The organism is Acinetobacter sp. AS167 (assembly GCF_037152175.1).
GTDB lineage: Bacteria > Pseudomonadota > Gammaproteobacteria > Pseudomonadales > Moraxellaceae > Acinetobacter.
Window position 1 is genome coordinate 136,434 of sequence record NZ_JBBCMP010000004.1, and the last position, 14,492, is coordinate 150,925.

A 14,492-nucleotide genomic window follows, 5' to 3' on the forward strand; every position below is an offset into this window, starting at 1 on the left:
CTTAGACAATGAAATCTATGATTCGTGTTCCCTCTCCAGCAAAATTGAATTTGTTTTTGCATATCACAGGTCGCCGTGAAAATGGCTATCACGAGTTGCAAAGTATTTTTCAGCTGATTGATTTGTATGACTGGTTAGAATTCACCCAAACAGAACATTCTCAACCAGAAATCAGTCTTGAAGGTTTTAGTAACGTCGATTTGGAACATAATCTGATTTATAAAGCGGTTCAAATTTTAAAACCTTATGCCACACAGCCATCTGGTTTAAAAATTCGTATCGAAAAGAATATTCCAATGGGTGCAGGTCTAGGTGGTGGTTCTTCCAATGCTGCCACTACATTGGTCGTGGTCAATCAACTTTGGCAGTGCGGTTTAAATACTGAGCAACTGGCTGAGTTTGGGGTGAAATTGGGTGCAGATGTTCCAATCTTTGTTCATGGTCGTAATGCTTGGGCTGAAGGTATAGGTGAACACTTAACATTCATAGACTTAGATCAAAAACAATACATTGTGTTAAAACCTGATTGTTTTATCAGCACTCAACGACTTTTTTCGCAAAAAACATTGACAAGAGATACGAAGCCTACTAAATTTTGCGCCTATCAGCTAAAGCCATCCAATTTTAGAAATGATTTTGAGCCACTGGCAAGAAATTTATATCCTGAAGTTGATGAAGCAATGCAGTATTTAGATCAGTTCGGTACAGCAAAGCTTACAGGTACAGGTGCTTGTGTTTTTGTTGAAGTCACTGAACAAATGAAGATTGATGATGTTTTAAAGTATTCACCCTGTAAAGCCTATTTGGTCAACAGTTTGAATGAATCACCACTCACTCATTTTACAGTGTAATGATAGGGGCGTCGCCAAGTGGTAAGGCACCGGGTTTTGATCTCGGCATCCGTTGGTTCGAATCCAGCCGCCCCTGCCATCATTTTTCATCTGTAGATCGTTGTATTTTAGGGGCGTCGCCAAGTGGTAAGGCACCGGGTTTTGATCTCGGCATCCGTTGGTTCGAATCCAGCCGCCCCTGCCATTAAATACAACATCAAATTAGGGGCGTCGCCAAGTGGTAAGGCACCGGGTTTTGATCTCGGCATCCGTTGGTTCGAATCCAGCCGCCCCTGCCATTTTCTCAAAAAAGACAGAACATAGTAATTTGTATTTAATGTTGATTTACCTTGACAGAGACATGCAAAAACACTAAAATTCTGCCGCATTAGGGGCGTCGCCAAGTGGTAAGGCACCGGGTTTTGATCTCGGCATCCGTTGGTTCGAATCCAGCCGCCCCTGCCATCTAATTCAAATCTGCCAACCGCCAAGGGTGCTTCATGCCCAATCTTGTCGTTTTTAGTGGAACTGCGCATCCACAATTCGCCCAAAAAGTCGTTAGCCATTTGCACATCCCTTTGGGAGCTGCTGCTGTAGGTAAATTTTCTGATGGTGAAATCACTGTCGAAATTACTGAAAATGTGCGTGGTAAAGACGTGTTTATCGTACAGCCCACTTGTGCCCCTACGAATGATAACCTTATGGAAATCTTAGTAATGGCAGATGCTTTGCGTCGTGCAAGTGCTGGTCGTATTACTGCTGTAATTCCATACTTCGGTTATGCACGCCAAGACCGTCGTCCTCGTTCAACTCGTGTTCCAATTACTGCAAAAGTTGTAGCAGACATGCTCACCACTGTTGGTATTGACCGTGTTGTAATGATCGATTTGCATGCTGACCAAATCCAAGGTTTCTTTGATATTCCTGTAGATAACATCTATGGTACGCCTGCTTTGCTTGCTGACCTACGTCAACAACAACATCACAACCTAATGGTGGTTTCACCTGACGTTGGTGGTGTAGTTCGTGCACGTGCTGTTGCAAAACAAATGGGTGATATCGACCTTGCAATTATTGATAAACGTCGTCAAAAAGCGAATGAATCACAAGTGATGCATTTGATTGGTGATGTACGTGATCGTGACTGTGTGATTGTCGATGACATGGTTGATACAGCTGGTACTTTGTGTAAAGCTGCCGATGCACTAAAAACTTTTGGTGCTCGTAAAGTGGTTGCTTATGCAACGCACCCTGTACTATCAGGTAAAGCACTCGAAAATTTAAGCAAATCTGTAATTGATGAATTGGTTGTTACTGACACAATTCCACTTTCAGATGAAGCATTAAAACTTGGTAAGATTCGCCAAGTTTCAGTAGCAAGTATGGTTGCTGAAACAATTCGTCGTATTAACAACGAAGAATCTATTAGCGCAATGTTCGATTCTTATCTATAATAGCGCCAAATTTTCAAAGCCCTACTCTTTGGTAGGGCTTTATATCACTGGGCTGGTCGAAAGTTCAGTCAATTACACTCAATGAGGAAATGTCATCATGGCAAACTTCGTATTAAATGCAGTAGCACGTGAAGAAGCAGTTCAAGGGAAAGGTTCGAGCCGCCGCCTTCGTCTTCAAAACAAAGTTCCAGCGATCATCTATGGTGGTTCTGCTGAACCTGTAGCGGTTACTTTAGAACTTCGCGAGCTTGTTAAAGCTTTAGAAAATAACTCTTTCTTTGAAGAAGTTATTGATCTTAACATCGAAGGTAAAGTTGAAAGCGTTAAAATCCAAGCTTTACAACGTCACCCAGCTAAAAACACACCAATGCACGCTGACTTTAAACGCGCATAAATGTTAAATGGTGTAAATGAGTGAGTAAACTTTCACTGATTATTGGTTTGGGTAATCCAGGTTCTGAATATGCCCAAACCCGCCATAATGCAGGCTTTTGGTTCGTCGAACGCCTTGCAGAACAATATGGTATTACATTAAAAACTGATTCAAAGTACAAAGGAATCAGTGGTCGCGGTAATATTGAAGGACAAGATGTTCGTCTACTATTGCCCACAACATTTATGAACCTTTCTGGTCAAAGTGTTGTTCCCTTTGCAAAATTCTACCAAATTAAACCAGAAGAAATTCTCATCGCTCATGATGAACTGGATATGAATCCGGGCGTCATTCGTTTAAAAACTGGCGGTGGACATGGTGGTCACAATGGTCTACGTGACATTGTTCCTCATATTGGTTCTAATTTTCATCGCTTACGTATTGGCATTGGTCATCCCGGCGCTAAAGAAAAAGTTTCAGGACATGTACTGGGTAAAGCACCAAGTAGTGAACAGACTTTAATGGATGATGCAATACACCATGCTTTAGGCAAAACAAAATTATTGGTTAATGGTGAGATTCAGCAAGCAATGAATCAAATCAATGCTTATAAAGCATAATTTAAACCTAAATTTTATGTTCTTTGTTCAATAATTTTTCTTGCCATGATTCATTTTTAAGAGCAAAATGCGCTTTCAAATGCATCCCCCCATTGAAAATTGTTGCTTCAACACAAGATAACAATTGTAAGGGCTACTCTGGAGACGCAAATCATGCTATCTCGTTTATTAAAAGCAAAAATCCATCGTTGTGTTGTTACACAAGCAGAATTACATTATGAAGGTTCTTGTGCAATCGACGGTATTCTTTTGGATTTAGCTGGTATCCGTGAATATGAAGAAATTCATATGTGGAACGTGACTAATGGTAAGCGCTTTACAACCTATGCGATTCGTGGCGAAGAAGGTTCAGGCATCATTTCAGTCAATGGTGGTGCTGCACTTCAAGCTGATGTTGGTGATTTAATGATTATTGCCACATTTGGTGATTTTACTAATGCTGAAGCTGATGCGCATAAACCACGTCTTGTATATGCAAATCCAGACAATACAGTAAATCACACAGCAAACTGTATCCCTGTTCAAGTTGCATAATTGCACACAGATGATTCAAGACCCGCAATGATGCGGGTTTTTTATGCCTACTCAGCTTATGATGATTTATTTACAGAACGAAAACCATCACGCCAACGTTGTTTATTCTCACAGTCTAAATCTTGTAGTTGCTTTCCTCTCAGAGATGCAAGAATCGCATTCCCCTGCTGATCTACTTTAAATTCTGCATAATGTGCAGCTTGATAGCATTGCCCCAAACCTTCAGCGAATAAAAAACTTTTTGAAGCTGGATATAATGATGTATATCGATTATTTGGATTTTTTAATATCAGTAGAACTGTAGCTATATTTTTGGGTGCTTCAAAATATGTATGAATCACTCGACGCTGTTGATCTAATGCTACATAATTCAAAACAGAGGACTTATTTTTTATACGATCATCATAATAATGACCTGAGAATACCTGACTGATTGTCTCATTAGACTCTATAGCGGGTTTGGTTGAATCTAGGTGATTTTCAATTGAAAATCTAGTCTCCTGAGGAGCTAAGTAAAGCTGATAATTCAGTGCCATGTAATCCCCTTGAATAAATGAACGAGGATCTGCAGGTTGTAAGCGGACATATATACTCTGACTATTTTTCAGATGCTGTTCATTCTTAAAAATGATGCCTAGAAAAAGAATAATACAGATTAAAGCAAGACAAAGAGGAATGAATTTTTTCATGTATTTACCCCCTCTTTTGATTGGAATTTATGCAGTACCCAAGTCAGTATCAACAAAATTAATCCTGAGCTAAAAATACTCAGACTTTTAACAAGGAAACTAACATTCAAGGCATAGTAAATAAACCATAAGGTTAACGCCAAAGTCACTAAAGCAAAACCATAGACAATTTTATCGTGCTGTGACAATGCCCATGAAAGTATGGCGATACAAATAAAAATTTCAAAATAGCCATAAAATATCAGTACTGCAGCAAAAGCCAATAAAATCAATTGGGCAATCAAGCTAAATTGATTACGAATCCTCAACGCCATAAACAAAGCCAACCACAAAATAGGCAGCCCCAAGCTAAGAATAGGAAGGTATCTAATTTTATCTAATTCATATTGTCCAAATAGTGTATAGAACCCCATGGATGAAAGAATAATTAATAAATTAGCCAATGCTAAACTTCGTTGGTATTGACTGGGTTGAATACGATGCATCCAAATCATTACGAGATAAAACCCATAACTCAATAAGACCAGAAATGAAAAATTTTCAACAAAACGATGTAATCCAAGCAGAACGTTTAAATCCCAAATCAACGCAATACCTGATAAATACAAAGCAAATAGTTGGATAAAAATAAAGAACCAATGGCTGCGAATAAAATAACTAAGATACAGCATGGCAAATTGAATAAAGAAAAGTGGAAAGAATTGATCAGTCCATTCAAAGGTATGGAAAATTACAGCATTTTGCCCTGCGACCCATATACAATAAGCGAACTGTCTTAAAAATAAAGCTTGTTTCTTTGTTAAAATAAAGGCGGCCAATACTACAAAAACTGCCCCCATAATCAAGGAAAAATTACCCCAAAATGTCAGCATCAATGATGCCAATAAAACACCTGCAATCCACGCACCTACTGCGATAGGAATATTGTTAAATTTGTTTTGCGGAATAAACTTAATCAATAGGAAAGTAATCATTGCAAACCAAGCGAAAACAACCAAAGCAATTGAAAATAATCCTAGCACTTCAGATTCATGAAATAGACTATTCATCCATTTGAAAATCACCAGCGTAAACGTAATCCCTAAACCTACTGCTGAAAGTACACTACATAACTGATCTCTTTTTCGATAAAAATAAGTTAATGCGACAGAAAGAAGAAAAAATGATGAGATTAAATAAGCGATCTTAACGTCTATCAATCTAAAAATCATGGTTGTGGCGAATGCCAAATCACCATCACCATATAAAAATAACCCCATATGCCAAATTGAAAGAATTCCAAACCATAGGATAAAGAGATAACGCAACTTTTGATAATAACGAAGACAAAAATAAAACTGAAATAATGACAGAAGATTTAAGCTAAATAAGAATGTAACTGGATATTCATCAGCCCAAAATGTTTGTTTAAAAAACAAAAATAAGGTGAGTTGACTGACAATACAGAGCAATGTAAAAACACCAATATTCGGACGATACAACCACGGCAATAATAAAATAGACCAGATTAAAAATAGTAAATAACTATCTGCCCCTGTTTGATAAATTTGACCTATGACCGCCAAACTTAAACCAATCATCAAGCCACTTACTGTATGTAAACACTGTACTAAATAATCATGCTTAGCCAAAAAAATACTCGCTAGAGCACTGAGTAATAAAAATATTTGTGGAATAGCTAATTGAAAAAACTGAGGCAACATTAACCAATTTGCAGCAGTCAAATATAAAATACTGACTGCAATTAGAGAAAATCCCAAAACCTGTAAGTGTTTAACAAAGTCATCGTTACGCCATGAATAGACATCTTGCTGAATCGTGATCAAGCTTAGTCTCCTTATTGTATTGCTATTCGTTGATCACTATGACCACAAATATTCTTTTAAATGTATAAGTTTAATTATTTTCTATAGCAACTATTGTTCTATCTATAGTACTGATCATTCTAAAAAAAAGCATCCATTTAGAAAAAAAGTGTCTATAATAAATGCACATCGCTTCAGGGCGGGGTGTAATTCCCCACCGGTGGTAAATTGGACGGATTTTCAAGCCTGAGCCAACAGCCCACGAGCTTATCGCGCTTAATCGTGATTCGCAGATTTGGTGAAATGCCAAAGCCGACGGTATAGTCCGGATGAAAGAAGACGACGTCACAGCTTAAAAATTTCAATATTCTTTATTGGAAAAGGTTTTGTAACGCCACTATTTCAAATGTCCTGAAATGTTCAACCGTATTTTAACTTTACGAGAGCGTTTCAATGTCTAGTTTAATTCAACCCGAAATTTTCTTTTCTGCACTATCGCCTGCAGACCAACGTATCGAACAAGCAATCGCAGATATGCGCCAAGGCAAGCCTGTTTTGGTCATGGACGATTTTGATCGTGAAAACGAAGCAGATTTAATTGTTGCAGCAGAAACCCTCAATATTGAAACTATGGCACGTATGATTCGTGATGGTTCAGGGATTGTCTGCTTAACCATTACCGATGAATTAGCAGATCACCTTGACCTGCCACCTATGGTTCAGGACAATTCAAGTCAGTTTAAAACGGCTTTTACCATTACCATTGAAGCAGCACAAGGTGTAACAACAGGTGTTTCTGCAAAAGACCGTACCACTACTATTCATGCTGCAATTAAAACAGGTGCTGTCGCAAGTGATCTGAATCGCCCTGGTCATGTTTTTCCATTGCGTGGTCGTAATGGGGGGGTTTTAACCCGTCGTGGACATACAGAAGGTTCTATTGATTTAGCACGTTTAGCCGGTTTAAAACCCGCCGGTGTGTTATGTGAAGTGACTAATCCTGATGGAACAATGGCTTCAGGCATTCAAGTTTTAGCATATGCACAAACGCATCATTTAACACTTATTACCATTGAAGAATTGGTTCAGTATCGTTTAAAACACAATGTCTAAGAAAATATTTTAAGTCATTACATTTAGACAGAGTAAAAAAGCCAGTTCAAATCTTTGGACTGGCTTTTTAATATTGATTAGGTATTCTTGATTAAAGTACGATTAAATGACAGGGCCCGTTTTTGTTTTAATTTTTATAAGTGACATTGCTTAAAATTAAATAGCCAAAATATTGAGGTCTGTTAAATAATAGATCATTACGGGAACTGGGCTTAAACATCTTCCAAATGTAAAATACTTTGACGAATACCGTCTGCGCGTAACCATGCGAAATCATAACTCGCATTCGCCAATGCCAATACACGGCGTTCAAATTCATCCCAAAGCGGTTTTACCTGTTTCTCTTGAATTCCCAAACCACTCTCTTCTGCAAGATGTTTATTTTTTTCACAAATTTTTAATGCATGATACAACTTGCGTCCTTTAGAAGCTGAGTCCATCACTCGTATACGTTTACCTAAAATAAAACCTTCGATATGTCTTAAATCGGCAAAAGGTAACATCGGAATTAAAATTTGATCGAGCTGTGCATCCAGCCTTTTCCAAACGGCTAAACGTTGCTCTGAATCATATGTATTCCATTGGATCACTTCATGATTAAAACGACGGCAACCACGACAAACAGAATCACCAAATACCGTTGAACAACGACCAGCACATGGCGTTAAGGTAGGTATCCGACGTTCGTTACTCAAAATTTACTCCTTACATCAACGATGTGACACACTTTTTCGGTACGAAATAATCTTTTCACAATACTATATATGGTATATAAAATATTTTAAAGCACTATATTTAGTATAAAAACCCACATTTTTTTCAGGGAATAAAAAAACACTACAAAGACTAGGGTTTTCTCGCATATTGATGTAAATCACGCTAAAATGTGCGCCTTAAATTTTATTCTATCTTAAATATTTGGAGTACTCCATGAACGCTACTGTAGAACAGCTTGCACCTGTAGAACAGCAAGCGACCTCTGGTTGGGTTGTTGCAGCACTTTATCAATTCAAAGAAGTTCAAGATCCTGCAGATCTTCAACAACGTCTTTTAGACTTGGTAAAAACCATCAACCTTTGCGGTACTCTTATTATTGCAGGTGAAGGAATTAACGGAACTGTTGCTGGCGATCGTCAAGCCATTGACGTCATTCATCAATTCTTATTGAATGAAGGCTTTAACAGCATGGAATATAAAGAATCACATAGTGATGAAAAGCCATTCCGTAAGATGAAGATTAAGCTAAAGAACGAAATCGTAACTTTAGGTGTAGAGGTGAAACCTCGTGATCTTGTTGGACATTATCTTGATCCAAAGCAATGGAACGAACTCATCGCGCGTGATGACGTGATTTTGATTGATACACGTAATGATTATGAATATAAAGCAGGTACATTCAAAGGTGCGATTGACCCTAAAACAGAAACCTTTCGTGAATTCCCTGAATATGTAAAAAAAGAACTTGAGCAGCATAAAGATAAGAAAATTGCGATGTTCTGTACAGGCGGTATTCGTTGTGAAAAATCAACCTCATTACTCCTTCAAGAAGGCTTTAACGAGGTGTATCACCTTAAAGGCGGTATTTTAAAATACCTTGAGGAAACCCCTGCTGATGAGAGTATGTGGGAAGGTGAATGTTTCGTTTTTGATGGTCGTACTGCGGTGACACATGGTATGGAAGAAGGTGAAAATATTAAATGTCATGCATGTGGTTGGCCACTGGTTCCTGAAGAAGCCGATTTACCAAGTTATGAACATGGTGTTTCTTGCAAATATTGTATTGATAAAACATCTGAGAAACAAAAAGAAGGTTTCCGTATGCGTCAATCACAAATTACTGCTGCAAAACGCAAACGTCTTTAGGGCCTGTTAGCATTTCATAAATGGCTTGCGTTGTAGGTTAAAATTGAGCATGAGACGTATACGTCGTAAAGCATGAATGGAGAATAGCGAGACTATTTTCAAGTTTCATAACGCAAGCTGAGATAATTTTAAAATGCTTCACTCAACCGCAGCTCATTGACTGCGGTTTTTATTTGAATGTTTTAACAACACAACAAATTCTCACTATATTTTGATAAATGAAAACAATACCATGTTCATAACGCCCTATTTTTATATATAAAATGACTGATTGGATTATTTCGATCATGGAGCAACTTGGTTACTTCGGTATTGCTCTTTTGATGTTTTTAGACAATGTCTTTCCGCCAATTCCCTCAGAAGTGATTATGCCATCGGCTGGATTTGCTGCATCTAAAGGTCAATTATTATTATCGGGTGTGATTATCGCAGGAAGCATCGGTTCACTGGTAGCAGCAGCATTGTTGTATTGGGTGGGGCGAAAAATCCCAAATCAAAGTATTTTTAATTGGGTTGACCGCTACGGTAAATATCTTTTTATCAAATCTGACGAGGTCAAAAAAGCTTTAGATTGGTTTGAAAAATATGGACATCGCGTGGTTTTCTTTGGACGAATGGTTCCTGCAGTTCGTTCTTTGATTAGTATCCCTGCTGGGATGAGTCATATGCCTTTTTGGAAATTTATGCTCTATAGCGGCGTAGGGACAATTATCTGGACCACCTTTCTTGCATGTGTGGGTTATTATTTTGGAAACAATATAGAACTCATGCAACAAATTTTTAGTCGCGTAGGCTATGTGATCATTGGCATTGTCTTAATTTTAGTTGCTTATTTTTTTTATAAAAAATCAAAAGCGCGCTAAAAACATTGTGCTCCCAGCATTCAGTTAAAACATACTATTTGTGTACATTGAGAGTTGTGTGCATTGAGTCGAGCAGACAAATTTGTCTTTGCTTGGCCAAGCTCTATGTTCTTAACATTAGCTGTCTAACAAATAATCAGCGAATTCCAAAAAATCACAAAAACATTATGGCTTTCATAAATCAAAATGATCAGGCGAAATGGATCTTGAAAGCGTCCTCGTCCTTTAGAAAACTCTAGGATGAAAGCAGCTATATGTTGATTAATAGATTTTAATAGAACTTATAAAATAAGCCTATCGTTTATATTTTCTTACGCCCACCAACTGAAACACAATCCATATATAAATAGCATCACCGTATAAAATTCACCCAACCGCAGTAAATACACCATAGCAATCGTAAAAAATCACCACATGTTCAATGCACTCAAAACGTCCAACCAATTGAGAAATTTGAGTGAATTCAAAGGCAAGAATCACTCATTCCAAAAAATCATGCATTTCATCAAAATATTATCGTTTTAATCCAACACAAATATATGAAAAATATAAAAATAATTAAAACTGTGTAAAAAAGGATACATGAGTGAATGAAATGATTGCTGTGATCTTAATCACCTGTTTGGCAGTAATAAGTCCTGGCGCTGATTTTGCTATCGTGACTAGAAACAGTTATTTATATGGTCGCAATATTGGATTAAGTACAGCACTAGGGATTGCTTGTGGTGTCTGGATACATGTGGGTTATAGCCTACTTGGTCTGGGTTTTTTAAAAAATCATATGCCCTATCTTTTACAAACAATTCAATATATTGGCGCTGCTTATTTAATTTATCTTGGCTATAAAACATTTACCCAGTCAAAAATAAAACTGGATGAAATTGGTGTTGGTATCAGTAGCTGGCAAGCGTTTAAACATGGTTTTTTAACCAATAGCCTCAATCCCAAAACAACTTTATTTGTAATCAGTTTATTTGCTCAGCTGATGACTTCTACAGGAAGTTCGACCATTCAACTTTTTGCTTATGGTGCGTTTATTTCGTTGAGTCATTTTGTTTGGTTTGGCTTGATTGTCTTATTTTGTGCACATCCCAGCATACGAAATAAAATTTTAGATCGCCAAGTGGTGATCAATCGTGTGATTGGCCTTTTACTGTTTATTTTAGGTTGTAGCCTATTATTTGCACGGTTTTAACTATTGGCGTAAATCACCAATAAAAAAAGCATGCCACTTTCAGTGAGCATGCTTTTTTTATACGCGCAAATTAATTTGGTGTGTGGTACATCAAATAAATTTCATTTAGATTTTCAGGAATTTCTTCAGCAATCTCATCCATTAACTGACCATTGCGGCGGAAAGATTCCATTTGAGGATCTTCATCATCAATTCCACTAAACACCATCATTGGTAATGTGAGATCGACAACTTGATCTTCATATTCTGGTGCAAACCAAGCTTCTTCATTGAGGAACATTGCATCAACAAAGCCAACACTCCAGTCACCTAAGCTTGATTCAACATCAGCCTCTTCAATTTCAAAAGGAAATGTAATTCCTTCTTCATTGGCTAAGTTTTGTCGAATCGCTTCAAGCCATGCTTTGATTTGTACAATGATTTCTGCTGGAACTTTCTTTTGGTTATTATCAAATAGCTCATCAAGCCATTTATCAAAAGTAGGACCAACCGCAATTGCGCACAAGAAACCATGAGTCGCTGCGAAATCTAGACCAAATTCGTTTTGGTCACCATCTAGATAATCACTCAGTAGGTCTAAATCTAAAGCACTCATTTTGTTTCCAATAAATTTGTATCAGATTTAAGCATAGCATTTTCCCACGCCATGCCCAATGAATTTTTAATCTTCATCATCAAAATCATCGTCATCATCAATGTCATAATCAAAATCTTTTAAATCTTTTTCTAAACGACGTTGAGCAAGTAAATCATCGATCAAACGTCGCTTTTCTAAAGATTCTTTGGCGCTAATTTTGCTTGATGACTCATCGAAACTAACATCATCATCACCGTAGTTATCATCTAGTTCAAAATCTGTAGAAGACACTAAAACTACCTCATAATGAAAAAAAGTGAATGGGTCTAGGCGCTATTTATCTGTCTTCAGAAAACTTGTCAAGTTTTTTTGGTTTTTTTTACATTTAAATGCGAATTTGGGCTTTTTTCGGCCCCTATTTTATGTAATGATATAATCCACCCTGCGTCTTACTATTTTATGACACTTTCTGAATAGAATACGCATGGGATGATCTTGAAAATAACAATTTCACCCCCACCTATTTGATTGAATTTAACTTCTAAATATTTTATCGGACAGTCTTATGCTGATTTCTTCCGATGAGATATTCGAGCTATTCAAAGATATATTTTAAGAAATTGTGCGCTTATGCACGGTTTTTCATTGCCACAGATTCAACGAGAAGAGAGTAAAGATGAGCGAAATGCATTCCCCTACTTCCCAAGTAGCGGCTCTTATTAGCCGAGGCAAAGAACAAGGTTACTTAACCTACGCTGAGGTTAACGATCATCTCCCAGACTCGATCACCGAAAGCGAACAGATTGAAGACATTATCCAAATGCTTCAAGACGTTGGTATTCCTGTTCATGAACGCGCACCAGAAACAGATGATGCAATGTTTGAAGGGAATAGCGAAGCTGGCGATGAAGTTGCAGAAGAAGAAGCTGCTGCAGTACTTGCCTCTGTAGAAAATGAACCAGGTCGCACAACTGACCCGGTACGTATGTATATGCGTGAAATGGGTACCGTTGAACTTTTAACACGTGAAGGCGAAATTAGTATTGCCAAACGGATTGAAGAAGGTATTCGTGACGTTTTACATTCGATTGCTTATTGGCCAAATGCTGTTGAAGTTGTTTTACAAGAATATAAAGATTACGAAACTGGCGAGCGTCGCCTTGCTGATATTTTATCAGGCTATCTAGATCCTGAATCTGACGAAGTGATTCCCGAGGTTTTAGAAGACGAAGCTGAAGTTATCGTTGAAGAAGTAGATACGTCTGCAAAACCAACGAAAGAAGTTAAGTTGGATGATGAAGATGAAGAAGAAGAATCTGAAAGTGATGATGATTCTGAAGGCGAATCTGGCCCAGATCCAGAAATTGCAAAAGCGCGTTTTGAAGAATTAGAAGCTGTTTGGAATAATGCAAAAGTAGCAATTGCTCAACATGGCCGTAACAGTACCCAAGGGACTGAGGCAATGGAAGCGCTGGCAACTGTGTTTATGATGTTTAAATTTACACCACGTTTATTTGACATCATTTCAGAAATGATTCGTGGTACGCATGAACAAATTCGTACTTCTGAACGCGAGGTTATGCGTTATGCAGTTCGCCGCGGTCGTATGGACCGTACACAATTCCGTACATCGTTCCCAGGTCAAGAATCAAACCCAGCTTGGTTAGATGAACAAATTGCAAAGGCACCTGCTGAACAAAAAGGCTATTTAGAAAAAGTTCGACCTGATGTTTTGGCATTCCAGCAAAAAATTGCTGATATTGAAAAAGACCTTGATCTAAACGTAAAAGAAATTAAAGACATTTCTAAACGTATGGCGATTGGTGAAGCCAAAGCTCGTCGTGCCAAGAAGGAAATGGTTGAAGCCAACTTACGTTTGGTAATTTCAATTGCGAAAAAATACACAAACCGTGGATTACAATTCTTGGATTTAATTCAAGAAGGTAATATTGGTTTGATGAAAGCGGTAGACAAGTTTGAATACCGTCGTGGTTATAAGTTCTCGACCTATGCAACATGGTGGATTCGTCAGGCAATTACGCGTTCGATCGCGGACCAAGCACGTACGATTCGTATCCCTGTGCATATGATCGAAACGATTAACAAGATCAACCGTGTATCTCGCCAATTACTTCAAGAAATGGGGCGTGAACCTACACCTGAAGAATTAGGTGAACGTCTAGAAATGGACGAAGTCAAAGTTCGTAAGGTTCTTAAGATTGCCAAAGAACCTATTTCTATGGAAACTCCAATTGGTGATGATGAAGATTCTCATCTTGGTGATTTCATTGAAGATAGCAACATCACTTCACCCGTTGATGCTGCGACTTCAGAAGGCTTAAAAGAAGCTACACGTGAAGTACTTGAAAATTTAACTGAACGTGAAGCGAAAGTCTTAAAAATGCGTTTTGGTATCGATATGCCGACCGACCATACTTTGGAAGAAGTGGGTAAACAGTTTGATGTAACACGTGAACGTATTCGTCAGATTGAAGCAAAAGCTTTACGTAAACTTCGTCATCCTTCTCGTTCAGAACATTTACGTTCGTTCCTTGAAAATGACTAATTTGAAGTTG

The 14,492-nt window shown here is 37.9% G+C and carries 15 protein-coding genes, 4 tRNA genes and 1 riboswitch; of the genes, 14 read left to right on the plus strand and 5 right to left on the minus strand.

All coding sequences use genetic code 11. From position 1 onward, the window contains the following. Nucleotides 1-17 precede the first annotated feature (17 nt). From ispE to panD, 9 genes are all read left to right on the plus strand, one after another. A complete protein-coding gene (gene ispE / locus WFN33_RS09350) occupies nt 18-851 on the plus strand; it encodes a 4-(cytidine 5'-diphospho)-2-C-methyl-D-erythritol kinase (protein WP_336952758.1) in 834 nt (277 codons plus the stop codon). Nucleotides 852-855: 4 nt separating this feature from the next. Next, nucleotides 856-930 (plus strand) — tRNA-Gln (locus tag WFN33_RS09355). Between the two features lie 30 nt (nt 931-960). Then, a tRNA-Gln gene (locus tag WFN33_RS09360) sits at nt 961-1,035 on the plus strand. Nucleotides 1,036-1,054: 19 nt separating this feature from the next. Next, a tRNA-Gln gene (locus WFN33_RS09365) sits at nt 1,055-1,129 on the plus strand. A gap of 91 nt (nt 1,130-1,220) precedes the next feature. Continuing rightward, a tRNA-Gln gene (locus tag WFN33_RS09370) sits at nt 1,221-1,295 on the plus strand. Between the two features lie 35 nt (nt 1,296-1,330). After that, nucleotides 1,331-2,284 carry a ribose-phosphate pyrophosphokinase gene (locus WFN33_RS09375; protein WP_004722497.1) on the plus strand — a complete coding sequence of 318 codons (954 nt, stop codon included), beginning with the start codon at nt 1,331-1,333 and terminating at the stop codon, nt 2,282-2,284. 97 nt (nt 2,285-2,381) lie between these two features. Then, the gene (gene rplY, locus WFN33_RS09380) at nt 2,382-2,678 is read left to right on the plus strand and encodes a 50S ribosomal protein L25 (RefSeq protein WP_004722499.1); all 297 of its coding nucleotides are present in this window, start codon (nt 2,382-2,384) and stop codon (nt 2,676-2,678) included. Nucleotides 2,679-2,698: 20 nt separating this feature from the next. Beyond that, a complete protein-coding gene (pth, locus tag WFN33_RS09385; RefSeq protein WP_004722502.1) occupies nt 2,699-3,277 on the plus strand; it encodes an aminoacyl-tRNA hydrolase in 579 nt (192 codons plus the stop codon). A gap of 153 nt (nt 3,278-3,430) precedes the next feature. Continuing rightward, entirely contained in the window at nt 3,431-3,811 is a 381-nt protein-coding gene (gene panD / locus WFN33_RS09390; protein ID WP_004722504.1) for an aspartate 1-decarboxylase, read from the plus strand. Nucleotides 3,812-3,867: 56 nt separating this feature from the next. On the opposite strand, the gene WFN33_RS09395 is transcribed toward panD, so the two are convergent. Together WFN33_RS09395 and WFN33_RS09400 are read right to left on the minus strand one after the other, a co-directional pair. Next, on the minus strand, nt 3,868-4,500 hold the full coding sequence (locus tag WFN33_RS09395) for a GDYXXLXY domain-containing protein (RefSeq protein WP_336952759.1): 633 nt from the start codon (nt 4,498-4,500) through the stop codon (nt 3,868-3,870). Next, nucleotides 4,497-6,326: a DUF2157 domain-containing protein gene (locus WFN33_RS09400; protein ID WP_336952760.1), complete on the minus strand. Its 1,830-nt coding sequence runs from the start codon at nt 6,324-6,326 to the stop codon at nt 4,497-4,499. The genes WFN33_RS09395 and WFN33_RS09400 overlap by 4 nt, the downstream gene beginning before the upstream one ends. Before the next feature lie 166 nt (nt 6,327-6,492). Further along, nucleotides 6,493-6,650: riboswitch (FMN riboswitch) on the plus strand. Between the two features lie 108 nt (nt 6,651-6,758). Here WFN33_RS09400 and ribB point away from each other — a divergent pair. Then, entirely contained in the window at nt 6,759-7,418 is a 660-nt protein-coding gene (gene ribB / locus WFN33_RS09405; RefSeq protein ID WP_336952761.1) for a 3,4-dihydroxy-2-butanone-4-phosphate synthase, read from the plus strand. A gap of 212 nt (nt 7,419-7,630) precedes the next feature. Here ribB and WFN33_RS09410 read toward each other — a convergent pair whose 3' ends face one another. Continuing rightward, a complete protein-coding gene (locus WFN33_RS09410) occupies nt 7,631-8,113 on the minus strand; it encodes a DUF1289 domain-containing protein (RefSeq protein WP_336952762.1) in 483 nt (160 codons plus the stop codon). Between the two features lie 235 nt (nt 8,114-8,348). On the opposite strand from WFN33_RS09410, the gene trhO reads away from it, so the two are divergent. The 3 genes from trhO to WFN33_RS09425 all read left to right on the plus strand — a co-directional run bounded on the left by trhO (nt 8,349) and on the right by WFN33_RS09425 (nt 11,339). Then, nucleotides 8,349-9,281 (plus strand): oxygen-dependent tRNA uridine(34) hydroxylase TrhO, encoded by a 933-nt coding sequence (trhO, locus tag WFN33_RS09415; protein ID WP_034618212.1) that lies wholly within the window; start codon nt 8,349-8,351, stop codon nt 9,279-9,281. Between the two features lie 287 nt (nt 9,282-9,568). After that, nucleotides 9,569-10,144 carry a DedA family protein gene (locus WFN33_RS09420; protein ID WP_336952764.1) on the plus strand — a complete coding sequence of 192 codons (576 nt, stop codon included), beginning with the start codon at nt 9,569-9,571 and terminating at the stop codon, nt 10,142-10,144. 586 nt (nt 10,145-10,730) lie between these two features. Continuing rightward, entirely contained in the window at nt 10,731-11,339 is a 609-nt protein-coding gene (locus WFN33_RS09425) for a LysE family translocator (protein ID WP_336952766.1), read from the plus strand. 70 nt (nt 11,340-11,409) lie between these two features. Here the strand turns inward: WFN33_RS09425 and WFN33_RS09430 are convergent, their stop codons facing one another. Next, nucleotides 11,410-11,934 (minus strand): YecA/YgfB family protein, encoded by a 525-nt coding sequence (locus WFN33_RS09430; protein WP_004722523.1) that lies wholly within the window; start codon nt 11,932-11,934, stop codon nt 11,410-11,412. A 66-nt stretch (nt 11,935-12,000) separates the two neighbouring features. Next, nucleotides 12,001-12,207 carry a PA3496 family putative envelope integrity protein gene (locus WFN33_RS09435; RefSeq protein WP_004722524.1) on the minus strand — a complete coding sequence of 69 codons (207 nt, stop codon included), beginning with the start codon at nt 12,205-12,207 and terminating at the stop codon, nt 12,001-12,003. Nucleotides 12,208-12,538: 331 nt separating this feature from the next. Here WFN33_RS09435 and rpoD point away from each other — a divergent pair, with 331 nt between their 5' ends. After that, the gene (gene rpoD / locus WFN33_RS09440) at nt 12,539-14,482 is read left to right on the plus strand and encodes an RNA polymerase sigma factor RpoD (RefSeq protein ID WP_336952768.1); all 1,944 of its coding nucleotides are present in this window, start codon (nt 12,539-12,541) and stop codon (nt 14,480-14,482) included. The last annotated feature ends 10 nt before the right edge of the window (nt 14,483-14,492 follow it).